Here is a 25,408-nt window from a genome sequence, read left to right as displayed (position 1 = left end):
TGTGCGAGCCCTATGAGGCTCGCACTACCCCCGCGGAGAGACGCAGGCAACCCCCGCTTTACCTGACGTCCTTCCATCTTTTGTCCTGAAGAGGGTGTAGCGCGACCGGAGGTTGCGGTGATGTTCCGGGGACCTGCGTGACCGCCGGGCGGATCCGCCCGTAGCGGTCTATATTCGACGACGAAACTAGTTAGAGCCTCTAACTAGCCAGACGAAAGGCATGGTGCATGACCGAGCCACGGCTCTGGAACGACGTCGACGACTACCTCACCGCGCTCCTCGCCCCACCCGACGACGCCCTGTCCGCCGCACTGCGCGACAGCGACGCCGCCGGACTCCCGCACATCAACGTCGCCCCCACCCACGGCAAGCTGCTCCACCTGCTCGCCGTGATCCAGGGCGCCCGCCGCATCCTGGAGATCGGCACCCTCGGCGGCTACAGCACCATCTGGCTGGGCCGCGCGCTGCCGGCGGACGGGCGCTTGATCAGCCTCGAGTACGACCCGAAGCACGCGGAAGTCGCCCGCCGGAACCTCGCGCGGGCCGGCCTCGACAAGATCACCGAGGTACGGGTGGGCCCCGCCCTGGACTCGCTGCCGAAACTGGCCGACGAGCAGGCCGAGAACCCGGCTCCGTTCGACCTGGTCTTCATCGACGCGGACAAGGTGAACAACCCGCACTACGTCGAGTGGGCCGTCAGACTCACCCGCCCCGGCAGCCTGATCGTCCTCGACAACGTCGTACGCGGCGGCGCCGTCACCGACGCCACCAGCGACGACCCGTCGATCCGAGGCACCCGCGCGGCGCTGGAACTCTTCGCGTCCCATCCGAAGCTGGACGCTACGGCGATCCAGACGGTGGGGTTGAAGGGGTACGACGGGTTTGCGCTGGCGCGCGTATTGGCGTAGGGCGCCCGGGCTTACCGCCCGCCTGGTCTTACGCCGCCCGACCTCACCCCTCGTGGTAGAAACCCACGTTCACGCTGCGTGGGGAGGTGCGGTCGTGGATGATCAGTTCGCCGGAACCGTTCTGGGGGAGCCTCGCCGTTCCGCCGTACGGGAGGGGCTGCGGGGTCCCGCCGACCAGCACGAGCCGCACCTCGGACGAGGGGTCGGCGTGCGAGCCCCGCAGCCACGTCACCTGCCAGGTCCCGTCCGGGCCGCACAGGAACTCCAGGTGCACCCGCGAGACGAACAGCCAGTCGTCGGGCGTCGCGAGGCGGCAGAAGCCCCGGTCCCGCCCCACCCGCAGCACGGCACCCGGTTCGCTGGGCGAGTCGGCCATCTGCATCCCGGCCGTCGCACCCGCGTCGGCCTCCGACACCGTGGCCATGGTGAGTTCGAGCACGTGCGCTCCTTCGGTTCCCGCAAGTCCAGTGGTTCGGCGCCGAAGCGTGGTGGGGTCCTGGTCGGACCCCGGACCCCGGGACCCGGGGCTCCTCGCTCCGGCGACATGTCGCGGCCGAATGATAGATCGCCCGGGTGACATGCCGTCCGGCACACTTAACGCATGACCGAGCGAAAACCTCCCGGTGTCAGCTTCGAGTCCTGGATCGACAAGCAGATCCGCGAGGCGGAGGCGCGTGGGGAGTTCGATCAACTCCCCGGTGCCGGTAAGCCGCTGCCTGCCACCAGCGACACCACGTACGACGAACTGTGGTGGATCAAGCAGAAGATGGCCCGCGAGGGGCTGTCGGTGCTGCCGCCGACGCTGGCGTTGCGCAAGGAGGCGGAGGACGCGCTCGCCCGCGCCGCGGAAGCCCCTTCGGAACGCGTGGTGCGGCAGATCGTCACGGAGATCAACGCAAAGATCCGCGAGATGATGTTCAAGCCGCCACCGGGTCCGCCACTGGGCCTGAAGCCGTACGACGTGGAGGAGATCGTACGGGACTGGCGCGAGCGACGTGGACGGCACGAGGGCTGACGCGCACAACCCGCGTACGCAGACTGTGCTGCGTACGCGGGTTGCTGTGCTGTGTAAAGGAGTTGTACGGGAGTTCAGATGCGCAGGAGGCGTTCCGCGAGCTCCCGGTAGTCGCGCAGGGCGAGCCGTAGTTGCTCGGTGTCGGCCTTCTCGTCGCCCGGCGTCTGCCAGGACGTGCGGAGGGTGCGGCGGCGTTGGGTTACGGCTTCTGTGAAGCGGGCCGCCACCTCCTCCAGTACCTGGTCCGCCTCCTCCAGGGAATCCCGCGGGCCGTCGACGAAGCCGGCGACCGCGTGCTGGAGCCGCAGGGTCCACTTGTCGGCCTCGTCGTGGGACATCAGCCGGCCGGTGGAGCCGCCGACGGTCTTGTCGCGACCGATCGTCTTGCCGGGGCTGACTGCCTTGTCGGGACCGATCGCGGCCTCACGCTCCGGCTGCTTCGCCGGCGTCGGCAGACCAGCCATGTTGTCAGTCATGCGTCTCAACTCCCCTTGGCGTGGCGCCTGTTGAACGCCCACGGCGCGTGCAGGCGTTCGCCCAGGCGGTTCGAGCGGGCGGGAGCGGGCTCGTCGGCCGCGCGGTGGCGCCGTGTGTCCTCACGGCCCGGCGTCACCAGGTCGTCGAAGAGGGCGCGGGCCTCGATCATGGCCTCGCGGAGTTCCTCCGTACCGGTACGGCTCTCGTCGCCGTCGGCGAGGGGTGCGTGGGCGGCCCGGTGGATGCGCCGGTAGCCATGGACGTGGTGTGCGTGGTGCACGGAGAGCGCGGCGAGCTGCTCGTCGTAACGGTCGCCGTCGGGGAAACCGCGGGCGCCGGCCAGTTCGCCGAGCAGCCGGTCCGCCTCGGCCACGGCCTCCCGCGGCGAGTCGACGAACCGCTCCTGTGCGGCAGCCCAACGCGCCTCGTACCGCTCCCGCGCCGCAGGCTCCAACGGCTGCTTGTGCAGCGAACCGTGCCGCTTCACACGGTCCGTGAGCTCGCGTTCGGCGGCCTTGGCGTCGCCGTCGTGCTGGGCGACGGCCCGGTCGTACTCGGGCCCGAAGCGCCGCCGCAGGTTACGCCCGCCGCCGCCCGCTCCGCGGGACGTGGCGAGCCAGACGGCCGCGCCGATGATGATCGCCGCGACCACGATCAGAACAATGATCACGCCAGTGGACATGGAATACCTTCCGGTTACGGCCCGTTGAGGCCGGCTCCCTGCCCGAGTTGCCCACAGGACGCCGGCCAAACGACACCCGTGCCCGGGTAATTGGCTTGCGGACGGCGGACCGTACGTACGGACAATGCCCGCCATGACCACTCGTACTACGACGACGACGTCCTGGACCGTCGCCCCCGAGCCCTTCGACTCCCCCGCCGCGGCAGCCCTCTGGCGCGCGTACTACACGGAGGTCAGCGACCGCTGGTACCTGCTCCACGAGGGGCACACCACCGACCCGGCCGAGCTGGAGCGCGAGATCGCCGCCGAGACCGGGGCTGAACTCGCCCCGCCCACCGGGGTGTTATTGCTCGCCCGGTACGACGGAGAGCCGGCCGGCACAGTGGGCGTGCGACTTCTCGTGAGCGGGGGAACCGCCGTCACGGGCACGGGCGAGCTCAAGCGGATGTTCGTGCGGAAGGAGATGCGCGGCAAGGGCGGCGGTTCCGTGCTGCTCGCGGCAGCCGAGGAGGCGGCCCGCGGGCTCGGCCTCGAGCGGCTCGTGCTCGACACCCGCAACGACCTGGTCGAGGCACGCGCGATGTACGCACGGCACGGGTACGTGGAAATCGAGCGGTACAACGACGAGGAGTACGCCGAGCACTGGTTCGCGAAACGGCTGCGCTCCTCTTGAAGTCCGGCTAGAAGCCACGGGACCAGCCACAACGAACCGTCAGTCGACAACGAACCCAACCCCTCAACCGCCGGAGGCAGGACGTTCCGCCACCGAGCCGCACATCTCCGCACTCAGCTCCCTGACGAGCTGGGCCAAGTCCGTGGGCCGGTCCGGCGTCCACCAGTCGCCCAACAGCTCGGCGAGGGACTCCTCGCGGGCCGCGGCGAGTTGGGCGGCGACCTCGCGGCCCTCGGTGGTGAGGACGAGGTCGAGGCCCTCGCGGACAGCGAGGTGGCGTTCCTCGACCTGGCGGGCCGCCTGCATGATGACGTCCAGCGGGACGGCGCTGCGTTCGGCGAGGACGCCCGGCTCGGCCCAGCCGTAGCGCCGGATGCGCAGCAGGAGCCAGCTCGCCGCGGGCAGCAGGTCGTAGCCGGCGCGGGCGGTGATCTTCTCGTAGATCGCGCGCCGCCCCTCGCGCGTGCCGAGCAGCGACAGCGCCCGGCAGACCTCGTCGTACGAGGAGCGCTCCACCGGATTGCTGGCCAGCGTCTCCGTGGCGTCGGGCACCGTCACCGAGCCCCGCAGCTTGTCCTCGCGCAGGAACCAGGCCAGTACGAAGCCGAGAACGGCGACGGGAGCCGCGTACAGGAAGACGTCCGTGATGGCCGAGGCGTACGACTGCACGGCCGACAGGCGCAGCGCGGAAGGGAGTTCGGAGATGCCGCGCGGGTCGCTCTCGAGGGCGTCCGGAGTGATGCCGGGCGGCAGCGGCTGTCCGGCGAGCGCGGTCGTCAGCTTGTCGGCGAGGCGGCTCGCGAAGATCGTGCCGAAGATGGCGACGCCGAACGAGGCGCCGATGGAGCGGAAGAAGGTGGCGCCGGAGGTGGCGACGCCGAGATCCTCGTACGAGACGGCGTTCTGCACGATCAGCACCAGGACCTGCATGACGAGTCCGAGGCCGAGGCCGAACACGGCGAAGTACGCGCTCATTTCACCGGTGGAGCTGTTCTCGTCGAGCTGATGGAGCAGCAGCAGGCCGAGCGTGGTGACGCCCGTGCCCGCGATCGGGAACACCTTCCAGCGGCCGGTACGGCTGACGATCTGGCCGGACACCGTGGAGGCGAGCAGCAGACCGGCCACCATCGGCAGCATGTGCACGCCCGACATGGTGGGCGAGACCCCCTGGACGACCTGCAGGAACGTCGGCAGATACGTCATCGCACCAAACATCGCGAAGCCCACGATCAGGCTGATCACGGCGGAGAGGGTGAAGGTGCGGATGCGGAAGAGTTTCAGGGGGAGTACGGGCTCGGCGGCCCTCCGTTCGACGGACACGAAGGCCACGGCCAGCACAGCGGCGAGTACCGCGAGGCCGATGATCTGCGGCGAGGCCCAGCCCCAGGTGGTGCCGCCGAGCGAGGCGACGAGGACGAGGCAGGCGGCGACGGACGCGATCAGGAACGTACCGAGGTAGTCGATCGTGTGCCGCGCGGTCCGGACGGGGATGCGGAGGACGGTGGCGATGACGGCGAGTGCGACCACGCCGACGGGGAGATTGACGTAGAAGACCCAGCGCCAGCTCAGATGCTCGGTGAACAGGCCGCCGAGCAGCGGGCCGAGCACACTGGTCGCGCCGAAGACGGCTCCGAACAGGCCCTGATACTTGCCCCGTTCGCGGGGCGGGACGAGATCGCCGACGATCGCCATCGACAGCACCATCAACCCGCCGCCGCCCAGGCCCTGGAGCGCCCGGAACCCGATCAACTGGGGCATGTTCTGCGCCATTCCGCAGAGCGCCGAGCCGATGAGAAAGATCACAATCGCCGTCTGGAAGAGCCTCTTTCGGCCGTACTGGTCACCGAGCTTGCCCCAGAGCGGGGTGGCGGCGGTGGCAGCGAGCAGATACGCCGTGACTACCCAGGACAAATGGTCCAGGCCGCCGAGTTCGCTGACGATGGTCGGCAGCGCGGTCGACACGATCGTCTGGTCCAGCGCCGCGAGCAGCATGCCCAGCAATAGGGCGCCGATCGAGACGAGGACGCCCCCTCGTACGTACTCCTGACCGGGAGCGCCGCGTGAGTGGTCGCGGGGCGGTGGCGGGTGAGCCCCGTCCGCCGTGTCGTGGGTGTTCGTACGGTGCGCTTCCTCGGCCATGCCGACCTCCCGGCCGCGAGAGCCCTCGGGTCCCCGTCGTCCTTGCATTCTGGTCGGTGTGACCGGTTATGGCCCGTTGAATCCACAGAGGAGTTCGAGATTCTGGTGGTAGCTGGGAGATGGTGTGGAGGCGGTCTGCATAATCGCTGAAGTTCGTTTTGGGGAGGGATCCATACGTGAGTGGCCGGAGTGTGCACGTCTGCCCGGAATGCGGGACACCGCGCGAGCCGGGAGGCGCGCCCTCGTGCGCATGCGCTCAGCGGGCGGCGGACGAACTCCTGGAAACCCGCTACGCGGAGGCCGCCGCAGCGGAGGACTTCGATCCGCTGCGCATCCGGCCGTACGTGGATCTGGAGGCGGTTGAGTACGAGGTCGACCTGGAGAAGGGGTCGGGGGTCTCGGGGGTGGACCCGGGTGCCTTGGGCTCGGGCTCGGGTTCCATGGGTTCGGACTCGGGTTCCATGGATTCGGGCTCGGGTGCCTTGGGTGCGGGGTCGGGCGTCTCAGGAGTGGGCTCGGGTGATCCGGGTGCGGGCTCAGGCGTCTCAGGAGTGGACTCGGGCGGCCCGGGTGCGGGCTCGGGTGCCTTGGGCGCGGGCTCGGGCGTATCGGGTGCGGGCTCAGGTGCCTTGGGCGCAGGCTCGGGTGCCTTGGGCGCAGGCTCGGGCGTTTCGGGTGCCTCGGGCGCGGGCTCGGATATGGGGCCTCCTAGGTCGTTAAACGGGGCCAAGTCGTGGGAGGCCGCTGACCCGTTGGTCGAGCCGATGCCCTCGGGGGCGGGCGACGCGCTTCGTGAGCCCGGGGGCTCGGGGACGGGTGACCCGTTGACCGAGGCCGGGCGCTCCGGGGCGGCTCACCCGGCGGCCAAGCGGAGGGGCTCTGGGGCGACTGACCCACCGGCCGAGCCCGGAGGCTCGCGCGCAGGCGACCCGTTTGTCGAGCACACGCCCTCCGGGGCGGGCAACCCGTTGGTCGGGCCCGGCGGTCCGGGCGCGCCCGCGACACCCCCGGGGCCGTCCGGACCGGCCGCAGGGCAGCACCGGTCCGAGCCGCCGGTGGGGCGGCGCCAGTCCGGACCGCCCTCGGAGCAGCACCCGTCCGGACCGCCGGTGGGGCAGCACCGATCTGCGCCGCCCACGGAGCAGCACCAGTCCGCACCGCCCGCGAGGCAACACCAGTCCGGGCCGCCCTCGGTGCCGAACTCGCCCCCGGCGGCCGCGACCCCGTCTCAGGCCGCCCCGGCTCCGGCACCCCAGGCCCATTCGCCCGACGACGCCCCCACGGCCGACCTCCAACTGACGGACCTCCACCGGTTCGACGCACAGTCCCCCGGCCCGGACCCGGTGACCGGCCCGCTGTCCCTGACCGAGCCCGAGCAGCCGGCTCGCAGGCGCGGCCGTCGGCGTCGGCTCGCCTTCGTCGGCACAGCGGTTGGCGCCGTGGTAATGACCGCCGCCGGGTTCGCGAGCGGGTTCTTCTCGTACGACACGCCGTCGCGGGACAGCGCAGGCCCTCCGGGCGACATGCGCGCGAGCATCCCGGACGCGGTCTCGCCGGAGCCGCCGTCCCCGAGCCCGTCGAAGACGTCACCGCCAGCCCAGCCACCGCAGGCGGCCCCACCGACCAAGCCGTCCAAACCAGCCACGCCCAGCACGTCCGCGCCGACCAAGGAGCCCACGCCCGAGCCCACCCCGACCCGCGAAACCCCCACGCCCCGCCCACCGTCGGCCGAGCCGCCGGCCGACTCGGCACCCCCCGGCTCCGGCGGAGGCGGCGAGCGCAGCAACGAGCGGGTCCTGCGCCCCGGCGACTCCGGCAACGAGGTCACAGAACTCCAACTCCGCCTACGCCAGCTCTTCCTCTACGCAGGCCCCACCACAGGCACGTACGACGACCAGACAGAAAACTCCGTACGAAGCTTCCAGGGCTCCCGAGGCGTCAACGACGAACTGGGCATCTACGGCGAGCCAACACGAGAAAGCCTGGAGTCAGAGACGGACGAACCGTAAGCCGACCACGAGCCGGTGCTGCCACAACTCGCGCCCCACACCCAGGCACGCACGGACCCGCGAAGCCACGGCCAAGAGCCCCCCGGACCGGTCAGGACGCTGTCGGCCAACCCCTCCACTGGGCCAGCAGGGGTGCGCCGTTCCGCCCTGCCAGACCATCCACCACACGAGCCGCTGCGCGCACGGCGCAGCGAACTGCGTAGCGAACCGGGCATTCCAGTCGTCGAGCACGTCGCGCCGACTCCGCGGGGTATCTCGCCCTCGCTGAGGTTCAGCTGCACCTGGGGGCAGGAAGCTCTTTCAGGCCCACACCCAACACTGCACAGCGCACACAGCGGATCATCAAGGAACGGGACGGCCTGCGACAACGGCTCTTCGGCGCGGGCCATGTCCCTGCCCACTCCCGTGCCTCACGGGTATCGCTACCGATCAATTCTCGCCAAAAAACAGTCTGCAGCCTCAACGGAGTGCTCGTTGCCGCACATTCGAGTCTGGGCGCCCTCGTGATCCGTTTCAGTTCGACACAGCAACTACGTCAACGTGAGCTGGCCTCCACAACTTATTCCGGTTTCCTCCAAACTCTCACCCAATACTGTCGGACGTAAGCGAAGAATCCGACATACAACCAAGGCTGCCATTAAGTCATTACCTCGTAACCGCCTGGCTACCTGAGAGTCACTTGTGTGATCGTTGCGGCAACTGGGGCGGCAGTGCAGGGCCGTTACATCGGCGCCATGTCACGGCAACTCGACTTGTCGGCCCGCCAGTTGACCAACGAGGGGAACAAAGTGAAGAGAGTCAGATTCGTCGCCGCCGCGCTACTCACCGCGGCACTCGCGGTACCCACGGCCACGGCGGTTGCCGCCAGCGCCCACGGCGGCGGCGCACACGCCTGGTCTCCGGCCGGCGGCGACAGCGGGAAGATATCCGTAAAGGACAACAGCAGTGACGGGGACCCGGTGAAGGCCGAGTACTACCGGACTGCCAACCCGGACACGAAGCGGACGCTGTGGAACCACAGCGGCCCGCGCACCACCACCACATCTGGCGACGGGTCCAGGATCTACAAGTTCAAGGCGTGCGACGAGAACTACGGCAATCCGGACGACTGCTCCGGCTGGGTAATCCCGTAAGCCGGACGTCCACGGATGGTTTTGCCGCACCAGCCCGAACCGGCTGGTGCGGCGCTCCCTTTTCTGACACAAGAGGCCAGATTCTGTGAAACCAAGTGATGCGCCCGGGCTCCGGGTGAGCGGCCTGTGCTATCAGGTCGAGGGACGAACCCTTCTCGACAGCGTGAACTTGTCCGTCTCTCCCGGCGAGTCGGTCGCGGTGACCGGCCCCAGCGGCTCCGGCAAGTCGACGCTGCTCATGTGCATCCTCGGCCTGATCAAACCGCAGGCGGGCGTCATCACCGCCGGGGGCCGGGAGATCACCGGACTCGGGTCCGCCCAGCTTGCGCAAGTACGGCGAGTGACGCTGGGCATGGTGTTCCAGTTCGGCGAACTCCTCCCCGAGCTCAGCCCGGTGGAGAACGTCGCCCTGCCGGTCCTGCTCGACGGGGGCCGCCACCAGGATGCGTACCGGCGCGCGGAAGAACTCCTCGGCGAACTCGGCGTCCCCACCGGCTCCACGCCCACCGGGATGCTTTCCGGAGGCGAGCGCCAGCGCACCGCCGTGGCCCGCGCCTTGATCACCGAGCCCGCTGTCCTCCTTGCCGACGAGCCCACCGGTGCCCTCGACCCCGATGCCAAGGAAGGAGTCGCCCGGCTGCTTTTCACCACGGCCCGTGACCGCGGTTGCGCACTGCTCGTCGTCACGCACGACCCCTGGGTCGCCGGCCGGGCCGACCGCCGCCACGAGCTTCAGGGCGGGATCCTCGCCGAAGTCGGAGCCGCCTGATGCGAACGAGCACGCGCACCGCGGGCACGCTGATCAGGATCGGCCTCGCCGCGGGCCGCTCCACTCCCGGCGACCGCCTGCGCTGGTGGGGACTGTTCGGCGCCGCCCTCGCCGTCGCCTTCGTCACCCTGGCGACCGTGGCCACCGTCGCCACCTATGACGGCCGGGAGAGCCGAGCAGACGCCCGCGGAGCAGTGTTCACCAGCAGTAAGCACGCCGCACTGCTGTACAGGGAGGGCGCCGACTCCGTCGGCAGACGACCCGTATCGGTCGTCTTCGTCCACCCCCTCACTCCCAAGGCCCCTGTTCCCGCCGGCGTGAACCGATGGCCCGAACCGGGCGAAGTCCTGCTCTCCCCCGAACTCCTCCGCACCGGAGACGCGGAGGGGATCCGTACCCGGTACGGATCGTTCGCTGGGACCATCACTGCCGACGGCCTGGCCTCCCCCTCAGAGCGGCTCGCCTACGTCCGGGTGACGGACGCTCCGCCGAAGGGCGATCGCCGATGGCTTCCCGTGGCCGCCTTCGGAGGCGGCGGCGGAGCGACGGGAGAAATGGCCGATCAAGCTCCTGTGACGTCGCCTCTGACGGCTATGTGGGCCCTGACCGGGTTGCCCGCTCTCGCCCTGGTCGTGATCAGTGCACGGGTCGGCTCCCGCGCGCGTGACCGGCGCAGCAGTCTGCTGCAAGCCCTTGGCGGGACATGGCGACACCGGATGATCGTCAACATTGGTGAAGCCGCATTCCCCGCAGCGTTGGGAACCATCGTCGCGTTCGTGCCGTATGCCGTCGCCTCCGTGCGGGACATCCGCCTGGCGCCCACCGGATACCTCCTCGACCATCGCGACGTATCGGCCGCTTGGCCCACTGCCATCGGAGCGGGAGTCGTAGCCCTGCTTGCCGTGTTGGGCATCGTGGTCGCCGCACACCGAGTCCATCGGGACGGTAGATCCACCCGCCCGACCTCGTTCACCTCCCGTGTCCCGGCATGGCGCCTGCTGGCCTGCGGAGTCGGCGTCGCGCTGGTCCTGGCGAGCCAGTACGTGCCCCGCAAGGCTCAACTGATCGTGTTCACCAGCGGAACCGTCGTGATGTGGGCGTTCCTGTCCTCTGTCGTGGCCCTCGGCACCCGCCACCTGGGGGCCTGGCTCGCCGACAACGGCAGACGGCAGGGCCACGCGGGCCGCATGATCGGCGGACGCTGGACCCACGCGCACCCCGGCGTCATCGTCCGCCTCGCGCTGGCCATGGTGATCGGCATCGGGATCGTCGCTCAGATGCAGGTGTGGACCAGCAGGCTCGGAGAGCACTCACAAGCAGCGGTGGCCACACACGAGCGCATCAAGGACACCGTGATCGAGCTGACCACCGGCGGCATGACCGCGGCGCAGAGCGACCGGTTCCGCTCATCCCTTCCTCCTGGATCGCTTCTGCTGACCCGCACCATGCATGACCCAGGACCGCCCAAAGAACCGTGGGTGTCGATCGAAGGGCCGTGCCAGGACCTGCGCGCGCTGCACATCGCCTGCACCGGCGACACGAAGACCAAGGCGGCAAGTAGCGCTCAGGTGGACGAACTGCGCCGCTGGTACGGCGACATCAAGTTCGCGCAAGCCTCCCAGATCACGGTGAAGGCGGACGGCAGCCAGTCGCTCCTTGTTGTGACCCCCACACCAGGACAGCTCGCTGCGGTCAAGCAGGCCGCGTACACGCTCCCCAACCCTTCCGTGCAGGTCGATGAACTGGGCGGGACGTGGCTGGGGTCCTCCCGTATCCGCCTTCCGAACTGGATTCAGCTGTTCGGCGTCACCGGCCTCATGTTTCTTCTCGTGGCCGGCGCGGTGAGCGCGGCGGCAGAGTTCGTACGGATCCGCCACGCCCTCGCTCCGCTATCCGTCCTGACCGGCCACCGTCGCGTGTTCCGGTCCGTGAGTTCATGGCACCTGACTGTGCCCTTGCTCATCTCCACGGTGGTGGCTGGTGCCGTGACCGCATGGCACTCCGTGTTCTTCATCGCCCTGGTACAGGAAGGCTCCGTTTCCTGGACCGTCCTGGCAGCCGGCGTCACGACATGTGCCGTGGTCTCGCTCACCGTCGGGTTCCTAGGCGCACGCGCCGCAGCCCGCGAGGCCGACCAGTGGCGCCCCGCAGCCGACTGAACAGGAGCAAGCTCCACGACGATGAACTGTGCGAGTACGGCTTCGCCTTGTGGCCGCGCAGACCACGTACGCCCCCGGCTGCGACGGGCGGACACACCAGCACACCCAGGAGGCGCGGGGCTGCGTCAAAGTGCGGCTCCGCCGCCGGGGAGCGACAAGCCACAACAGCCCCGCGGTCGCCCGCAAACCGACCCACCCTCCCGGTACGCGCCCCCCTCAACCGCCAGGAGCGACGCTCACCCGAATCGCCCCATCCCCCGCAGCCAAAACCCGCACCTGCGAAAGGTCCCGCACCACCACATCCGGCCGATGATCCCCGGCCCGAGCCCCGACCCCCACAACCCGCATCCCCGCGGAGCGCCCCGCCGCGATGCCCGCCCCCGAGTCCTCGAACACCAAACACTCCGCGGGCGCGACGCCCAACTCGGCCGCCCCCTTCAAGAACCCTTCAGGATCCGGCTTGCTCGCCCCGACGGACTCGGCGGTGATCCGGACGTCGGGCAGCGGTAGCCCGGCGGCGGCCATCCGCGCGGTCGACAGGGGTACGTCCGCGGAGGTCACCAGCGCATGCGGCAACCCCAGCTCCCGCAGTGAGGCGAGGAATTCCGGGGCGCCGGGAATCGCGACGACGCCGTCCATGTCGGCCGTCTCCTCGGCCAGCATGCGTTCGTTGTCCGCGAGGTTCTTCTCCATGGGCCGATGAGGCAGCAGTTGGGCCATCGACGCGTGCCCTTGCCGGCCGTGGACGACCTTCATGACCTCGTCGCCGTCCAGCCCGTGCCGCTCGGCCCAGCGATGCCAGACGCGTTCGACTACGGCATCGGAGTTGACGAGGGTGCCGTCCATGTCCAACAGCAGGGCACGGGCGGTCAGCACGGTCGTGGCCGTCATCGGCATGCTCCAAAGCGTCGGGGAGGGGGCCGAAGGCGCCGGGGCAAGGTGCCCCAGGGCGAGGCGGCCCAAGGACAAGGTGGCCCCGCCCGCCGGTCAGGGAAAGCGGGCGGGAGCCACTTTGTTCCTCCACGGTACAAAACCGAAGGGCAATCCCGCCACCACTCAGCGGACCCGATTCCACAGAACTTCGCGTAACAAAGGCCGAACCAAAAGCCCAACAAAGGCACGCACGAGCCCAAAGCTCCGCCGCCTCAGTCCCGTACCCCTTGTTATGTCATGGCCACGACATTAAATTCTCACCCGGCGCACATCTCCCCGAAACGCGACACCGCAAGCATTCGCACGCACCGTCAACTTCCCACCCCCCTAAGGGAGTTCGCATGCCGAAGGTCTACGCGCGTCGACGGCTCAGCATACTCGCCGCCGCCGGCGGATTGATAGCCATGGTCGGGCTTTTCAACGGTCCGACCGCCTCCGCAGCTCTGCCCACCCCCGTGAGCGCCGCCACCGCCCGCTCCTACCTGTCCCAGCTCACCGTGGCCAACGAGGACCGCACCGGCTACGACCGCGACCTCTTCCCGCACTGGATCACCCAGTCCGGCGCCTGCAACACCCGCGAGGTCGTCCTCAAGCGCGACGGCGAGAACGTAGAGCAGAACTCCAGCTGCGCCGCGACCAGCGGCAGTTGGTTCTCCGTCTACGACGGCGCCACCTGGAGCGCCGCCGCCGACGTCGACATCGACCACCTCGTACCGCTCGCCGAAGCCTGGGACTCCGGCGCCGACAGCTGGACCACCTCCGAGCGCCAGGGCTTCGCCAACGACCTGACCCGCCCGCAGCTCATCGCGGTCACGGACAACGTGAACCAGGCGAAGGGCGACAAGGACCCGGCGGAGTGGATGCCGTCGGTCGGCTCGTACTCCTGCACGTACGTACGCGCCTGGGTCCAGGTGAAGTACTACTACGACCTCTCCGTCGACTCCGCGGAGAAGAACAAGCTGACGTCCGTGCTCAACGGCTGCTGACCTGCGCCAGACGTCCGCAGTTCAACATGTGGTCACCGGAACCTCCCCACTGACCTCCGTCGTTCCGTACCGTACGGGGCGACGGAGGAGGGTGATCACGTGGCGAGGCTGCGGCTGGGACCACTGCTGAGGTACGTCGACGGCTCGTCCGCGACCGTCTGGGTCGAGGCGAGCCGTCCGTGCACCGCCGAGGTGCGCTGCGCGGACGGCGCCGGCGGCGAGACCCGTACCTTCCAGGTCGCGGGCCATCACTACGCCCTGATCCCGGTGACCGGGCTGACACCGGGCACGTCGACCGCGTACGAGGTGCGCCTCGACGGTACGACGGTCTGGCCGCTGCCCGGCTCCTCATTCCCGCCCTCAGCCATCCACGCCCCTGCCTACGACGACCACGCGACCGTGCGGGTGGCCTTCGGTTCCTGTCGCTGGGCTGCTCCGCCCGCCGACGAGAAGGACCCGGTGGGCCCGGACGCGCTGGACACGCTGGCCGCACGCCTCGCCTCGGATCCGGGGGCCGAAAGACCCGACGTACTGGTGTTGTTGGGCGACCAGGTGTACGCGGACGAGACCTCCAAGGCCACCCGCCGCTGGCTGGCGGCCCGCCGCGATCTCAAGGATCCGCCGGGCAATGAGGTCGCGGACTATGAGGAGTACACGCGCCTCTACTACGAATCGTGGCTCGATCCCGAGGTCCGCTGGCTGCTGTCCACGGTGCCCAGTTGCATGATCTTCGACGACCATGACGTCATCGACGACTGGAACACCAGCGCTTCATGGCTCGCCGACATGCGGGCCACGCCCTGGTGGCAAGAGCGGCTGCTGAGCGGCCTGATGTCGTACTGGGTCCATCAGCACCTCGGCAATCTCCCGCCCGAACACCTCGCCACCGACCCCCTGTACGCCGCCGTCCGCGCCATCCCGGACGGCACGGACGTACTCCGCACCTTCGCCGCCGAAGCCGACTCGAACCCCTCCTCGGTCCGCTGGAGCTACCGCCGCGACTTCGGCCGCGTACGCCTGCTGATGATCGATACGCGGGCGGCGCGCGTTCTCGACGAGAAGGAGCGGGCGATGCTCGCGCCGGGTGAGCTTGCGTGGCTGCGGGAGCAGGTGCTGGAGGGGAGGGGTGCACCGGCCCCAACCCCAACCCCGGCACCCGTGCCGAGCGGAGCGAACGGGACGGCCGCTCCCCCGGCGGACTCCCCCGCCGCCCCCTACGACCACCTCCTCATCGGTACGTCCCTGCCCTGGCTGCTCCCCCATCTCGTGCACGACGCCGAGGCGTGGAACGCCGCCTTGTGCCGGGGGGAGCGTGGGGAGCGGTGGGCGCGGTTCGGGGAGGATCTGCGGCGGCGGGCCGATCTGGAGCACTGGTCGGCGTTTCCGGCGTCGTTCGACGCGCTGGCCTCACTCGTCGCCGAGGTCGGGTCGGGGCCCGAGGCGCCCGCGACGGTGTGCGTGCTGTCCGGGGATGTGCATCACGCGTACATCGCCGAACCCTCGTGGCCCAAGGGCGCCTCCGGGCCCGACGCCCGCGTGCTGCAACTGACCTGCTCCCCCGTCCACAACTCCATCCCGATGTCCATCAAGCTCGGCTTCCACTTCGGCTGGAGCAGAGTGGGCCGCGCTCTCGGCCGCCGTTTCGCCGGGCACGGCGGCGTCCCGAATCCGCCGATCGACTGGCGCAGAACGGGCGGCCCCTGGTTCGGCAACCAGTTGATGACGCTGATCCTGCGCGGCCGCTCGGCCCGACTGCGGCTCGACCAGGCTCGGGAGGAGAAGGGCGGCGGCGCCCGGCTGCGGACGGTCGTCGAGTCCGAGCTCACCCCATAACTCACCCTCGGCGTACGTTGCCCGGCTATCGCGCCTGTTGCCCCTGATGCTCGTGAGGCATCCCACACCGGGTGCCGAGGATCCACTCAAGTGCTCGGCTCCCGTGCCCTGCGACGGCATGATGATGCGGACCGTCCGCTTCCAGCGGGCGGTTTGCCGCATAGCGCCCCAGATGCCCGGGAGTCACAGTTTTGTCTGCAGCGACCGCGGAACCGCCGGCGAGCGCCGAGTCGTCCGCAGAGGTCTCCGTCGCCTTGGTCGGCGCAGGCCCCCGCGGCACCAGCGTCCTGGAACGCCTCTGCGCCTCCGCGCCCGAGCTCCTCGCCCCCGGGGCGCGCCTGACGGTCCATGTCGTCGACCCCTCGCCGCCCGGTCCGGGGCGCGTCTGGCGGACAGACCAGCCGGCCGAGCTGCTGATGAACACCGTGTCCTGCCAGGTGACCCTCTTCACCGACGACAGCGTGGACTGCTCGGGCCCCATCCGCCCGGGCCCGAGCCTGCACGACTGGGCCGACGGCGAGCTGGACCCGGACGCGTACCCGACCCGCGCCCAGTACGGCCAGTACCTGGAGTGGGTCTTCGCCGAAGTCGTGCGCGGGGCACCGCCGTCGGTCCGCGTCGAGACCCACCAGGCCCGTGCGATACGGCTCGACGACGCACCCGACGGCCACCAGCGACTCGTACTCGACAACGGCCGCACCCTGCACGACCTCGCCGCCGTGGTCCTCGCCCAGGGCCACCTGCCGACGGTCGCCGACCGGACACAGCAACGCCTCGCCGAGTACGCCGACCGCCACGGCCTGCGCCACATCCCGCCCGCCAACCCGGCCGACGTCGACCTCTCCCCGCTCGCCCCCGGCGAACCCGTCCTGCTGCGCGGCCTTGGCCTCAACTTCTTCGATCACATGGCCCTGTTGACGACGGGCCGCGGCGGCCGTTTCCTCCGGGCGCCGCAAGGCGGCCTGCGTTACGTCCCGTCGGGCCGCGAGCCACGCCTGTACGCGGGTTCCCGGCGCGGCATCCCGTACCAGGCCCGCGGCGACAACGCGAAGGGCCCGTACGGCCGTCATCTCCCGCTCGTCCTCACTCCGGACGTCATCTCCGCCTTCCGCAAGCGCGCGGACAACGGTGACGCGCCCGACTTCCTCGCGGAGATATGGCCGTTGGTCGCGAAGGAGGTCGAAACGGTCTACTACGAGGCGCTGTTGGTGCGCGGCGAGACTGCGGCACGGGGCGACGCGGCGGCCGTACGGGACTTCCGTGAGCGTTTTCTCGCCATTCCCTACCGCGATCCCCAAGAGGCCCTGCTCCTCGACGAGTTCGGCATCGCGGAGGCCGACCGCTGGTCCTGGGACCGCATTTCGCGCCCGTACGGGGGACAGGCCTTCAACCGCCCGGCGGACTTCCGGAGTTGGCTGCTCGGGTATCTGCGCGAGGACGCCGAGCAGGCGGCGCTCGGCAATGTCGACGGCCCCCTCAAAGCGGCCCTCGACGTGCTGCGCGACCTGCGCAACGAGGTGCGGCTGATCGTCGACCACGGCGGGCTTGCGGGAACCTCGCGGCGGGAGCACCTGGACCGCTGGTACACGCCGCTCAACGCGCTCCTTTCGATCGGGCCACCCCGGCGTCGTATCGAGGAGATGATCGCGCTGATCGAGGCGGGCGTCCTGGAGGTGCTCGGCCCGCGCCTGGAGGTGCGGGAAGAGGACGGGGCGTGGGTGGCGTACTCCCCCGACGTGCCCGGCTCGACGGTCCGTACGACCACCCTCGTCGAGGCGCGGCTGCCGGAACCGGAACTGCGACGCACCGCCGACGACTTGCTCGCGCGGCTGCTGAAGACGGGTCAGTGCCGGCCGCACACGGTGGACGGTTACGAAACCGGAGGGCTGGACGTAACACCGCGCCCGTACCGTCTGATCGACCGCGGGGGGCACGCGCATCCGCGGCGGTTCGCGCTCGGCGTGCCCACGGAGGGCGTGCACTGGGTGACGGCGGCGGGGGTCAGGCCAGGGGTGGACTCAGTCACACTCTCCGACACGGACTCGGTGGCGCGAGCGGTGCTGCGGGCTGTCTCAACTGCGGCGACGTCGGAAGACGCGGCCGAAAATCGGCCGAATGTTGAACTTGCAACAATCGATTGAGCTAGCCTACCGTCGATCACTCGCTCGGTTTACGTCCCCAACGGCGGTCCCCCCATGACCGCATCAGACCGAAGGAGTTCCCCCATCATGACCGGACGCCTAAACAGCGCCCAGCCGTACGCCATCGGCCTGTTCCGCATCGTTATCGGTCTGCTCTTCACCTGCCACGGCGTCATGTCGCTCTTCGGCGAGTTCGGCGGCGCCGACGGCAAGGGCGGCACCGTGGAGCCGACCACCTGGCCGAACGGGTACGCGGCCGTCATCGAGCTCGTCGGCGGCAGCCTGGTTCTGCTCGGCCTCGGCACCCGGTTCGCGGCGTTCATCGCCTCGGGCGCCATGGCCTACGCGTACTTCAAGGTCCACCAGCCGCAGGCGCTCTTCCCGATCGAGAACCAGGGTGAGGGCGCGGCCATGTTCTGCTGGTCGATGTTCCTGCTCGTCTTCACCGGCTCAGGCGCGCTCGGCCTCGACCGGATCTTCGCGCGGCGCACCTCGTCGTCCACGGCGGACCAGCGCAGCTCGGAGCCCATCGCGGCCTGACGCCCGAACCGGCGTACCGCAGCACGCAAGTAGCACGAGATACGCAGGGCGTATGAAAACGGCGCCCGCCCCTTCGCACCGGGGGCGGGCGCCGTCGTCGTATCGGGCGGCTCCTCCGACGTCGTATCTTGCGGCTCTCTGAACGGCACCATGGCGGCTGGGTGAACGTGGTGTAGCGATCACACGTGCCCCCTGTGGATCTCCGGTCCCACCCCCCGCGTACGCTGTATGGCTGTCACAGGCCGCACCTGCCGCTCCCCCGCGACATCGCGGCTCTCGGCCAGGTTCGGGCTACGGGGGAGACACAGGGAGTTCGGGTGCTTGAGAGTGTGGGGCTGCTGACGGGCAGCCCATGGATCTACGCCGTGGTGGCCTTGTCCGTGCTGTTCGACGTGTTCGTGCCGGTGCTGCCGAGCGGGGTCCTCGTCATCGCGGCGGCGACCGCGGCCGCGGCCGGCTCCGGCGCGGCGACCGGGCACGTACCGGACCTTCTGCCGCTGACCCTCACCGCGGCCACCGCCTCGGTCCTCGGCGACCTGATCGCGTACCGCCTTGCCCGGCGCGGCGGCGAGCGCCTGGACCGGGCCCTCGCCCGTTCCCGCCGCCTGACCGGCGCGCAGGAACGTCTCGGCGCGGCCCTCGCACGCGGCGGCGGCGCCCTGGTCGTCGTCGCCCGCTTCGCACCCGCGGGCCGCTCCCTTGTCTCACTCGGCGCGGGCGCCGCCCACCGCCGCGTCCGCGAGTTCCTGCCCTGGTCGATCCTCGCGGCCCTGGCCTGGGCCGCGTACAGCGTCGCCCTCGGCTACTTCGGCGGCCACCTGCTGGGCACGACATGGCTCGCCACGGGCGTTTCGCTGCTCGCACTGTTCGGCGCGGGGGCGGGGGCGGCGTATCTGATACGGCGTCCGGTGGCGGAGACGGGCACGGGCACGGGGGTCTGAGGCGTACGCGGTCGGCCCGTGCGGGCTGCGTAGGGGGCCCGTCCGGGGTGCGTACGGGCTGCGCATGAGCTGCGTATGGGCTGCTTACGGAGTCAGCCGGCCCGGCGTGCGGCCGTCTGGCCCCGGACCTCGAGGCCGTCCAGCAGCTCGGCCGTCGCCTCCGTGATCGCGTCGACCGCCCGGTCGAACACCTCACGGTTGTGGGCTGCCGGGGCCCGGAAGCCGGACACCTTGCGGACGTACTGAAGAGCGGCGGCCCGAATGTCGTCCTCGGTGGCCTCTTCGGGGAGTACGGGCGGGCGGAGAGTCTTGATGCTTCGGCACATGGGTCCAGTTTCGCGCGTGACCGGGGGTCGTGGGGGCGGTAGCGGCAGTACGCCTGTGGAGGCGTACTGCCGCTACCGGCTCGAGTCGCTCAGCCCTCGGCGATCTCGCGGACCTCGACCGTGAGCGTGAACTCCGGCGGGTGGATCTCGAGGAAGCGCTTGGCCCACTCCATGGCCTCGGCCTTGTCCTTGCACTGAGTGATGGAGTAGCCGCCGATCACTTCCTTGGTCTCGGTGAACGGGCCGTCGACCTGGCTGAACTTGCCGCCGGTCCAGGTGATCCGGGTGCCGTCGGAGGTCGGGTGAAGGCCGGCGGTGTCCAGCATGACCCCGGCCTTGGTGATCTCCTCGAGCAGCGCACCCATACGCTCCTCGAAGTCCGGGCCCAGCCCTCCGGCGGGAACGTCGTTCTCCTCGATACGAACCAGCGTCATGAAACGCGGCATGGTGACTCCTCGGTTGTCTTGGTCGCCTTGGCGATGAGGGCGGGGCTTCTCCCCGCCTCTCACCTCTGCGTCGAGCGGGCGACGGCGGAATCGACATCTGTCCGGAGATTTTTTCCGAAGCCCGCACGACATGAGTAACAGCAGGCACAGCCACAGCCCTTGGCTAACTGTCCACGATTTGCTGAATCCAGGATTTCCTGTACGTTCGTGAGTGTGCTGAACGTTGCTCTTGCTTCCGACATCGAGGTGCTGGCCCGCTTCGGCCGCGCGCTCGCCGACCCGATCCGCTGTCGCCTCCTGCTGGCGCTGCGCGATGCTCCCGCCTACCCGTCCGAGCTCGCCGAGGCCCTGGGCATCTCCCGTACGCGCCTGTCGAACCATCTGACCTGTCTGCGCGACTGCGGACTGGTCGTCGCCGTCCCCGAAGGCCGCCGCGCTCGCTATGAACTCGCCGACGAACGTCTCGGCCACGCGCTCGACGACCTGCGCACCGCCGTCGTCGCCGTGGAGACCGACCGTAGCTGCCCGGACGCAGAGGCGAAGGACTGCTGCTGAGATGACCGCGATATCCCTCGGCCCGACCCCGACCCGCCGTGACGCGCTGGCGAAGCGCATACGGTTCCTGGTCGCGGCGACGATCATCTACAACGTGATCGAGGCGATCGCCGCCCTCACCGCCGGCACCCTCGCTTCCTCCACCGCGCTCATCGGTTTCGGCCTCGACTCGGTCATCGAGGTCTCTTCCGCGGCCGCCGTCGCCTGGCAGTTCTCCCCCCGCGACCACGCCCTGCGCGAAGCGCGGGAGCGGACGACCCTGCGGATCATCGCCGTCTCCTTCTTCGCCCTCGCCCTCTACGTCACCATCGACGCCGTCCGCGCACTGGTCGGCACCGGTGAGGCGGAACGCTCCATACCCGGCATCGTGATCGCCGCCCTGTCCCTGGCGGTCATGCCCTTCCTGTCGGCCGCCCAGCGCCGCGCGGGCCGCGAACTGGGTTCCGCCAGCGCGGTCGCCGACTCCAAGCAGACCCTGCTGTGCACCTACCTCTCCGCCGTCCTCCTGCTCGGCCTGGTCCTCAACGCCACGCTCGGCTGGTCCTGGGCGGACCCGATCGCGGCCCTCGTCATCGCCGCCATCGCGGTCAGGGAAGGCCGCGACGCCTGGCAGGGCAAGGGCTGCTGCGCTGCCCCCGTCACCGCGGCGGCGCACCCAACCGAGGCCGCCGCGGACGCCGAGGCGGAAGCCGGTGCGTGCGGCTGCGGACCCGGCAAGGACTGCTGCTCCTGACTTACGACGGAATCGGCCCGACAACCGACGGCCCGCCGACAACCGACGAGCCGCCGTCGACCGACGAGCCGCCGTCAACCGACGAAAGAGCCATCGTCAACCGGCGAGGATGCCGTCCATCTGGCCGACCGCCTCCCGCAGACCCTCGACCATGCCCATGTTCACCAACTGCTCCATCTGTTCCCGGGAGTCGAAGGTCGAGCGCATCTCCATCCGGGTGCCGCCCTCGCGCTCGGTGAGCCGCACCCGCATATTGCTGGTCGGCTGGTCGGGGATCGGCTTGCCTTCCTGGTCGGCGAAGCCGTCGGTGAACTCCAGGGACGTAGGCGAGTCGACCGAGGTGACGCGCCACCAGCCGTGGTGCCGCTCGCCCTCCGGGCTGGTCATGAAGTAGCTGACGTCCCCGCCGGGGCTCAGGTCGTGCTGCTCCACGGTCGCCGGATAGGTCGGCGGTCCCCACCAGCGCTCCAGCTGCCGCGGGTCGGCCCACAGCTGCCACACCCGCTCCACGGGTGCGGAGAAGTCGGCGATCAGGGTGAGGGTCAGGTGGTCGAGGTCCTTGTCCACGCTGCTGACGGTCATGTGTCGGGTCCTTCCGTGGGTGGTTCTCCAAAGGGGTCGGGAACGCGTCAGCGCAGGTCGAGCCGCATCAGGATCCGTGGATGGCCGGCCAGCACGGAGGTGGTGTCGGCGGCGTGGACGAACCCGGCGCGTTCGAAGTTCTTGCGGATTCCGGCGTACGCCATCGTCAGGTCGACCTTGGCTTCACCGTTGTCGAGCGGGTACGCCTCGATCGCCGGCGCTCCGTGGGCGCGCGCGAACTCGACCGCGCCGGCGATGAGGGCGTGCGAGATCCCCTGCTTCCGATGACCGGGGCGTACGCGGATGCACCACAGCGACCAGACCGGCAGGTCGTCGACGTGCGGGATCTTGCGGTTGCGCGCGAAGGACGTGTCCGCGCGCGGTGCCACGGCGGCCCAGCCGACCGGTTCGTCACCGTCGTAGGCGAGCACACCCGGAGGCGGATCGGCGCGGCACAACTCGGCGACGTACTCACCGCGGGCCGGCCCTCGAAGCTCGTTGTTGAGCTTGGACGGGATCCGATAGCTCAAACACCAACAGACGGTAGCCGTGGGCGACTTGGGCCCGACCACAGCACGTACGTCCTCGAAGACCGACGCCGGGCGAACCTCGATGGCCATGGAACCCACGATCCCACGGCGCGCGGCGCGCCGCCGCTCAGTCTTCGGGCGGCAGGGAGTCGCACCCGACCGCACCCGTACGTGTGAAGTCCCCCAAGGAACTCGCATCCCAAATTCGAACAGGCGTAGCATTGGCGCGTGGCTGAGACCTATGACTTTCCGAGTGACCTCCTGGCCGGTCAGGAGGAGCTGCATCAGGTCCGGGCCGAGCTGCTGGCCCTGCTGAAGCGGCTCCCCTGGTCGGTCGAGCCCATGGAGGGCATCAGCGACGCCCACGGCTGGCGCAAGGTGGAGCTGCCCGCCTCGCCCGGCTGGAGTGCCGACGAACAGGCCGAGGTGGAGAAGCTCCGCCAGCGCGAACGCGAACTCGCTGTCTTCGTGACCTGCCACCGCTTCTGGGCCGAGGTCACGGGTCCGGAGCGGGTGGACGCGAGGATGCGCTTGAAGCACGTACGGGAGTCGGAGGAGGAGGGGCCGTCCTCCTGAGGCCTTCGGGAGGCCCTCGTGAGGCAAGGGTCGTCGAGGTGCGGCGAGCGGCTGCGCCTTCAGGCCCGCAGGGAGTTCGTACGCGTTCAGGCCCGCAAGGGATTCGTACGCGTCGCCGCCAGCAGGTACCAGGCCGTCGCCCCCGCGTGCCGGTACGGGTAGTAGCCGAAGCCGAATCCGGTGTCGAGCGGGCTGCTCGCCGAGACGACTCCGGAGCGTTCGGGCAGCGCCTTGTCGCCGACGGTCTGGCCGGTGCCGAGCAGGTCCTGGGCCTGTTCGATCGAGGCGATCAGCCGGCGGGCGCGCGCCTCGTCACCCGAGGCGTGCCGGTCCCGCAGGGCGAGCGCGAGGTGGGCGGTCCCCTCGAACCACACGCCGTTCCTGTCGGGCTTGGGCTGGAACTCGGCGATCGGGGCGTCCTCGTTCGCCGCAAGGCTCGCGGAGCTGAAGGTGACGCCCTCGTACGACTGGCCCGCGGGCACCGTGCTGTTCCGCCGGTCGGCGTGGTCGAGGACGGCCAGCTCGGCGGCGGCCCAGTCCAGCGAGCGGGAGTACTTGCGGGAGTCGAGGGCGAGATGGGTCCAGGTCTGGGTGTCCTCGGGTATAGGGGACTTGTTGACCGTGACGCCGTCATTGGTGCCGGTGTAGAAGAAGCCGCCGGACGGCTCCCACATCTTCTTGACGAAGGCTTCGGCCCGCGCCCGCCGCTCCAGCCACACCCGGTCCCCGGTGAGCCGGGCGAGCCGTCCGAAGAGGCAGACCAGGTCGGTGTTGTGCTCGGTCGAGGTGAACGGCAGCTTCTCGTTGGCCCCGTTGACCCCGAATTTGTAGCCGCCGAGAGGTTCGTCGGTACGACCGTTCCGCTCGATCCACGCACCGATCCGCACCGCACCGTCGAGGAAACGGCGCGCCCCGGTCCGGCGGGCGAGAGCACTCAGCGCGATGCCCGCCCAGGCCATGTCGCCGACCGCCGTACCCGTGAACCCAAACTGCGTGCCGACGTTGGCCGTACCGTCCGCCCGCACAAAGCCGTCCGGCTGCGGCGAACCGTCGAAGAAGGTGTACGGCCCGACGTTGTAGGCCTGACGCAGCCGACCGTCGTCGTACGCCGGGTCATGGGCCTGGGCATAGAGCAACGCGTCGCCGAGCACCACGGCTCTGGCCCGCCCTTCGCCGGTACCCACCGCGAGATGAGCCAGGATCGTAAGAGCGTTGTCGTACGTGAACGCCGTGCTGAACAGCCCCGCCTGGTCGGCGTAGCTCTGAGTCAGGCGAATGCTCCCGTGCTCTGGGTACGCGTCCATGGCGGCGGCGAGAAAGGCGTGCCCCCGACGCCGGGCGGCCGCACTCCCGCCACCCAAGTCTCCGGCGGCGTGCGCCGCACCGGAGCCGACCGAGGCGAACACCGCGGTTCCGACACCGAGTCCGGCGCCGATGAGCGTTCGACGACTGAACGCCGGGGTTTGTCTGCCGGTCATGGTTCTCCCTGGGAAACGTACGGATCGAGACGGTCGAGTGCAGGGGCGCGCCGGGCTTGAGAGCGCTCTCAAGCGGTGCGCGCTCATTGTGCTGGCACGTGCGGGGCAGGTCAACGTCCTTGACACGCGTGGCCGTTGGGGCGCGTACGCGAAAGACTCCGGCTTGAGACGGTTGCTTCTACGGACGAAAGGCCACCAGACATGCCGGAAAGGAAGTTCCCGAAGCCACCGGACGTTCTGCCGGTGCAGCTTCCGGGGCGTACTGCGGACGACGAATCGACATCAAGCGTCCTAGCCCTGATGCGACACGTAAAGGAAGGCTTGAGGGACGGCCGGTACACGTGCGGAGACATCCTCCCTTCGGAAGCTGAACTCCAAGAGCTGTACAGGGCGACCCCAGCAGAGGTGCGAGAAGCAATTGCCCACCTCAGGCGCGCGGAACGCCTACACCTTCACGACGAGTACTTGGATACGTACTTCCTGGATCCCGGCCCCGAAGCGGACGGGCTGATGCCGCCCGGCGAACTTGGCCGACGACTGGTGCAACTTGAGAGCCACTGCGCGGAGATTCTGGCGCGACTTGAGGCCGTGGAAGCGCAGCTCGCGCAACGAGGCCGCGCAGAGGCCTGACGCCTTCAACACGACGTACATACAGAACCGGGCACACAAAGAACCAGCCAGGCTGCCCGAGGGGCATCCTGGCTGGTCATACACGTGGGCGCGGACGGTTTCGAACCGCCGACATCCTGCTTGTAAGGCAGGCGCTCTACCCCTGAGCTACGCACCCGGGATGAGTCGACAGCCTACCTTGCCAGGGGCAGTGCCCGGCAAACACGTATCGGGC

General features: G+C 69.7%; 27 protein-coding genes and 1 tRNA gene. 16 read left to right on the top strand and 12 right to left on the bottom strand.

From position 1 onward, the window contains the following. The first annotated feature begins 227 nt into the window (after positions 1 to 227). Positions 228 to 908, top strand: coding sequence for an O-methyltransferase (locus tag ACQEVY_RS33565; RefSeq protein WP_432953127.1), 681 nt, complete (start codon positions 228 to 230; stop codon positions 906 to 908). 43 nt (positions 909 to 951) lie between these two features. Here the strand turns inward: ACQEVY_RS33565 and ACQEVY_RS33560 are convergent, their stop codons facing one another. After that, positions 952 to 1,347: a hypothetical protein gene (locus ACQEVY_RS33560; protein WP_328771991.1), complete on the bottom strand. Its 396-nt coding sequence runs from the start codon at positions 1,345 to 1,347 to the stop codon at positions 952 to 954. A gap of 162 nt (positions 1,348 to 1,509) precedes the next feature. Here ACQEVY_RS33560 and ACQEVY_RS33555 point away from each other — a divergent pair, with 162 nt between their 5' ends. Further along, positions 1,510 to 1,923, top strand: coding sequence for a DUF1992 domain-containing protein (locus tag ACQEVY_RS33555; protein ID WP_432953126.1), 414 nt, complete (start codon positions 1,510 to 1,512; stop codon positions 1,921 to 1,923). 74 nt (positions 1,924 to 1,997) lie between these two features. Here the strand turns inward: ACQEVY_RS33555 and ACQEVY_RS33550 are convergent, their stop codons facing one another. Both ACQEVY_RS33550 and ACQEVY_RS33545 read right to left on the bottom strand, forming a co-directional pair. Continuing rightward, entirely contained in the window at positions 1,998 to 2,399 is a 402-nt protein-coding gene (locus tag ACQEVY_RS33550) for a hypothetical protein (protein ID WP_432953125.1), read from the bottom strand. A 5-nt stretch (positions 2,400 to 2,404) separates the two neighbouring features. Continuing rightward, on the bottom strand, positions 2,405 to 3,082 hold the full coding sequence (locus ACQEVY_RS33545) for a hypothetical protein (protein WP_432953124.1): 678 nt from the start codon (positions 3,080 to 3,082) through the stop codon (positions 2,405 to 2,407). A gap of 133 nt (positions 3,083 to 3,215) precedes the next feature. Between ACQEVY_RS33545 and ACQEVY_RS33540 the strand changes: the two genes are divergently transcribed. Then, positions 3,216 to 3,755 carry a GNAT family N-acetyltransferase gene (locus ACQEVY_RS33540; protein WP_432953123.1) on the top strand — a complete coding sequence of 180 codons (540 nt, stop codon included), beginning with the start codon at positions 3,216 to 3,218 and terminating at the stop codon, positions 3,753 to 3,755. 63 nt (positions 3,756 to 3,818) lie between these two features. Here ACQEVY_RS33540 and ACQEVY_RS33535 read toward each other — a convergent pair whose 3' ends face one another. Next, the gene (locus tag ACQEVY_RS33535) at positions 3,819 to 5,894 is read right to left on the bottom strand and encodes a DHA2 family efflux MFS transporter permease subunit (protein ID WP_432953122.1); all 2,076 of its coding nucleotides are present in this window, start codon (positions 5,892 to 5,894) and stop codon (positions 3,819 to 3,821) included. A 289-nt stretch (positions 5,895 to 6,183) separates the two neighbouring features. Then, entirely contained in the window at positions 6,184 to 6,357 is a 174-nt protein-coding gene (locus ACQEVY_RS33530) for a hypothetical protein (protein ID WP_432953121.1), read from the bottom strand. 730 nt (positions 6,358 to 7,087) lie between these two features. On the opposite strand from ACQEVY_RS33530, the gene ACQEVY_RS33525 reads away from it, so the two are divergent. The 4 genes from ACQEVY_RS33525 (at position 7,088) to ACQEVY_RS33510 (ending at position 11,964) form a co-directional block, all read left to right on the top strand. Continuing rightward, entirely contained in the window at positions 7,088 to 7,903 is an 816-nt protein-coding gene (locus tag ACQEVY_RS33525) for a peptidoglycan-binding domain-containing protein (protein ID WP_432953120.1), read from the top strand. Positions 7,904 to 8,691: 788 nt separating this feature from the next. Continuing rightward, the gene (locus ACQEVY_RS33520; protein ID WP_432953119.1) at positions 8,692 to 9,036 is read left to right on the top strand and encodes a hypothetical protein; all 345 of its coding nucleotides are present in this window, start codon (positions 8,692 to 8,694) and stop codon (positions 9,034 to 9,036) included. 115 nt (positions 9,037 to 9,151) lie between these two features. After that, a complete protein-coding gene (locus ACQEVY_RS33515; protein ID WP_432955530.1) occupies positions 9,152 to 9,805 on the top strand; it encodes an ABC transporter ATP-binding protein in 654 nt (217 codons plus the stop codon). Next, entirely contained in the window at positions 9,805 to 11,964 is a 2,160-nt protein-coding gene (locus tag ACQEVY_RS33510) for a permease (protein ID WP_432953118.1), read from the top strand. The genes ACQEVY_RS33515 and ACQEVY_RS33510 overlap by 1 nt, the downstream gene beginning before the upstream one ends. A gap of 216 nt (positions 11,965 to 12,180) precedes the next feature. On the opposite strand, the gene ACQEVY_RS33505 is transcribed toward ACQEVY_RS33510, so the two are convergent. Continuing rightward, the gene (locus ACQEVY_RS33505) at positions 12,181 to 12,861 is read right to left on the bottom strand and encodes an HAD family hydrolase (protein ID WP_432953117.1); all 681 of its coding nucleotides are present in this window, start codon (positions 12,859 to 12,861) and stop codon (positions 12,181 to 12,183) included. A 377-nt stretch (positions 12,862 to 13,238) separates the two neighbouring features. Between ACQEVY_RS33505 and ACQEVY_RS33500 the strand changes: the two genes are divergently transcribed. From ACQEVY_RS33500 to ACQEVY_RS33480, 5 genes are all read left to right on the top strand, one after another. Then, positions 13,239 to 13,883, top strand: coding sequence for an HNH endonuclease family protein (locus ACQEVY_RS33500; protein WP_432953116.1), 645 nt, complete (start codon positions 13,239 to 13,241; stop codon positions 13,881 to 13,883). A gap of 99 nt (positions 13,884 to 13,982) precedes the next feature. Continuing rightward, the gene (locus ACQEVY_RS33495; protein ID WP_432953115.1) at positions 13,983 to 15,716 is read left to right on the top strand and encodes an alkaline phosphatase D family protein; all 1,734 of its coding nucleotides are present in this window, start codon (positions 13,983 to 13,985) and stop codon (positions 15,714 to 15,716) included. Between the two features lie 191 nt (positions 15,717 to 15,907). After that, positions 15,908 to 17,857 (top strand): FAD/NAD(P)-binding protein, encoded by a 1,950-nt coding sequence (locus ACQEVY_RS33490; RefSeq protein WP_432953114.1) that lies wholly within the window; start codon positions 15,908 to 15,910, stop codon positions 17,855 to 17,857. 87 nt (positions 17,858 to 17,944) lie between these two features. Beyond that, positions 17,945 to 18,397: a DoxX family protein gene (locus ACQEVY_RS33485; protein WP_432953113.1), complete on the top strand. Its 453-nt coding sequence runs from the start codon at positions 17,945 to 17,947 to the stop codon at positions 18,395 to 18,397. A 317-nt stretch (positions 18,398 to 18,714) separates the two neighbouring features. Next, positions 18,715 to 19,338, top strand: a complete 624-nt coding sequence (locus ACQEVY_RS33480) for a DedA family protein (protein WP_328771980.1) — start codon at positions 18,715 to 18,717, stop codon at positions 19,336 to 19,338. A 92-nt stretch (positions 19,339 to 19,430) separates the two neighbouring features. Here ACQEVY_RS33480 and ACQEVY_RS33475 read toward each other — a convergent pair whose 3' ends face one another. Together ACQEVY_RS33475 and ACQEVY_RS33470 are read right to left on the bottom strand one after the other, a co-directional pair. Next, positions 19,431 to 19,664, bottom strand: coding sequence for a DUF2277 domain-containing protein (locus ACQEVY_RS33475; protein WP_328771979.1), 234 nt, complete (start codon positions 19,662 to 19,664; stop codon positions 19,431 to 19,433). 89 nt (positions 19,665 to 19,753) lie between these two features. Beyond that, a complete protein-coding gene (locus tag ACQEVY_RS33470) occupies positions 19,754 to 20,110 on the bottom strand; it encodes a YciI family protein (RefSeq protein ID WP_432953112.1) in 357 nt (118 codons plus the stop codon). Between the two features lie 216 nt (positions 20,111 to 20,326). On the opposite strand from ACQEVY_RS33470, the gene ACQEVY_RS33465 reads away from it, so the two are divergent. Both ACQEVY_RS33465 and ACQEVY_RS33460 read left to right on the top strand, forming a co-directional pair. After that, complete coding sequence (locus ACQEVY_RS33465) at positions 20,327 to 20,665, top strand: ArsR/SmtB family transcription factor (protein ID WP_432955528.1); 339 nt, start codon at positions 20,327 to 20,329, stop codon at positions 20,663 to 20,665. A 1-nt stretch (position 20,666) separates the two neighbouring features. Continuing rightward, on the top strand, positions 20,667 to 21,398 hold the full coding sequence (locus tag ACQEVY_RS33460; RefSeq protein ID WP_432953111.1) for a cation transporter: 732 nt from the start codon (positions 20,667 to 20,669) through the stop codon (positions 21,396 to 21,398). A 96-nt stretch (positions 21,399 to 21,494) separates the two neighbouring features. Here ACQEVY_RS33460 and ACQEVY_RS33455 read toward each other — a convergent pair whose 3' ends face one another. After that, complete coding sequence (locus ACQEVY_RS33455) at positions 21,495 to 21,980, bottom strand: SRPBCC family protein (RefSeq protein ID WP_432953110.1); 486 nt, start codon at positions 21,978 to 21,980, stop codon at positions 21,495 to 21,497. Positions 21,981 to 22,027: 47 nt separating this feature from the next. Further along, positions 22,028 to 22,600 carry a GNAT family N-acetyltransferase gene (locus ACQEVY_RS33450; RefSeq protein ID WP_432953109.1) on the bottom strand — a complete coding sequence of 191 codons (573 nt, stop codon included), beginning with the start codon at positions 22,598 to 22,600 and terminating at the stop codon, positions 22,028 to 22,030. 138 nt (positions 22,601 to 22,738) lie between these two features. On the opposite strand from ACQEVY_RS33450, the gene ACQEVY_RS33445 reads away from it, so the two are divergent. Then, the gene (locus ACQEVY_RS33445) at positions 22,739 to 23,086 is read left to right on the top strand and encodes a hypothetical protein (RefSeq protein ID WP_432953108.1); all 348 of its coding nucleotides are present in this window, start codon (positions 22,739 to 22,741) and stop codon (positions 23,084 to 23,086) included. An 86-nt stretch (positions 23,087 to 23,172) separates the two neighbouring features. Here the strand turns inward: ACQEVY_RS33445 and ACQEVY_RS33440 are convergent, their stop codons facing one another. Then, positions 23,173 to 24,564: a Tat pathway signal sequence domain protein gene (locus ACQEVY_RS33440; protein ID WP_432953107.1), complete on the bottom strand. Its 1,392-nt coding sequence runs from the start codon at positions 24,562 to 24,564 to the stop codon at positions 23,173 to 23,175. A gap of 201 nt (positions 24,565 to 24,765) precedes the next feature. On the opposite strand from ACQEVY_RS33440, the gene ACQEVY_RS33435 reads away from it, so the two are divergent. Continuing rightward, positions 24,766 to 25,194 (top strand): GntR family transcriptional regulator, encoded by a 429-nt coding sequence (locus tag ACQEVY_RS33435; RefSeq protein WP_432953106.1) that lies wholly within the window; start codon positions 24,766 to 24,768, stop codon positions 25,192 to 25,194. Positions 25,195 to 25,279: 85 nt separating this feature from the next. Here ACQEVY_RS33435 and ACQEVY_RS33430 read toward each other — a convergent pair. After that, positions 25,280 to 25,351, bottom strand: a tRNA-Val gene (locus ACQEVY_RS33430). Positions 25,352 to 25,408 lie beyond the last annotated feature (57 nt).

The sequence above is a fragment of the Streptomyces sp. CA-288835 genome (assembly GCF_050936385.1).
GTDB lineage: Bacteria > Actinomycetota > Actinomycetes > Streptomycetales > Streptomycetaceae > Streptomyces.
This window is presented reverse-complemented; position numbering and strand designations above follow the sequence as displayed.

Excerpts from the sequence above, each read along its gene's own strand:
- ACQEVY_RS33450 (WP_432953109.1), bottom strand. The coding sequence starts at position 22,600 with ATGGCCATCGAGGTTCGCCCGGCGTCGGTCTTCGAGGACGTACGTGCT.
- ACQEVY_RS33435 (WP_432953106.1), top strand. The coding sequence starts at position 24,766 with ATGCCGGAAAGGAAGTTCCCGAAGCCACCGGACGTTCTGCCGGTGCAG.
- ACQEVY_RS33565 (WP_432953127.1), top strand. The coding sequence starts at position 228 with ATGACCGAGCCACGGCTCTGGAACGACGTCGACGACTACCTCACCGCG.
- ACQEVY_RS33550 (WP_432953125.1), bottom strand. The coding sequence starts at position 2,399 with ATGACTGACAACATGGCTGGTCTGCCGACGCCGGCGAAGCAGCCGGAG.
- ACQEVY_RS33510 (WP_432953118.1), top strand. The coding sequence starts at position 9,805 with ATGCGAACGAGCACGCGCACCGCGGGCACGCTGATCAGGATCGGCCTC.
- ACQEVY_RS33485 (WP_432953113.1), top strand. The coding sequence starts at position 17,945 with ATGACCGGACGCCTAAACAGCGCCCAGCCGTACGCCATCGGCCTGTTC.
- ACQEVY_RS33530 (WP_432953121.1), bottom strand. The coding sequence starts at position 6,357 with ATGGAACCCGAGTCCGAACCCATGGAACCCGAGCCCGAGCCCAAGGCA.
- ACQEVY_RS33500 (WP_432953116.1), top strand. The coding sequence starts at position 13,239 with ATGCCGAAGGTCTACGCGCGTCGACGGCTCAGCATACTCGCCGCCGCC.
- ACQEVY_RS33540 (WP_432953123.1), top strand. The coding sequence starts at position 3,216 with ATGACCACTCGTACTACGACGACGACGTCCTGGACCGTCGCCCCCGAG.
- ACQEVY_RS33475 (WP_328771979.1), bottom strand. The coding sequence starts at position 19,664 with ATGTGCCGAAGCATCAAGACTCTCCGCCCGCCCGTACTCCCCGAAGAG.
- ACQEVY_RS33555 (WP_432953126.1), top strand. The coding sequence starts at position 1,510 with ATGACCGAGCGAAAACCTCCCGGTGTCAGCTTCGAGTCCTGGATCGAC.
- ACQEVY_RS33505 (WP_432953117.1), bottom strand. The coding sequence starts at position 12,861 with ATGCCGATGACGGCCACGACCGTGCTGACCGCCCGTGCCCTGCTGTTG.
- ACQEVY_RS33460 (WP_432953111.1), top strand. The coding sequence starts at position 20,667 with ATGACCGCGATATCCCTCGGCCCGACCCCGACCCGCCGTGACGCGCTG.
- ACQEVY_RS33470 (WP_432953112.1), bottom strand. The coding sequence starts at position 20,110 with ATGCCGCGTTTCATGACGCTGGTTCGTATCGAGGAGAACGACGTTCCC.
- ACQEVY_RS33455 (WP_432953110.1), bottom strand. The coding sequence starts at position 21,980 with ATGACCGTCAGCAGCGTGGACAAGGACCTCGACCACCTGACCCTCACC.
- ACQEVY_RS33535 (WP_432953122.1), bottom strand. The coding sequence starts at position 5,894 with ATGGCCGAGGAAGCGCACCGTACGAACACCCACGACACGGCGGACGGG.
- ACQEVY_RS33440 (WP_432953107.1), bottom strand. The coding sequence starts at position 24,564 with ATGACCGGCAGACAAACCCCGGCGTTCAGTCGTCGAACGCTCATCGGC.
- ACQEVY_RS33545 (WP_432953124.1), bottom strand. The coding sequence starts at position 3,082 with ATGTCCACTGGCGTGATCATTGTTCTGATCGTGGTCGCGGCGATCATC.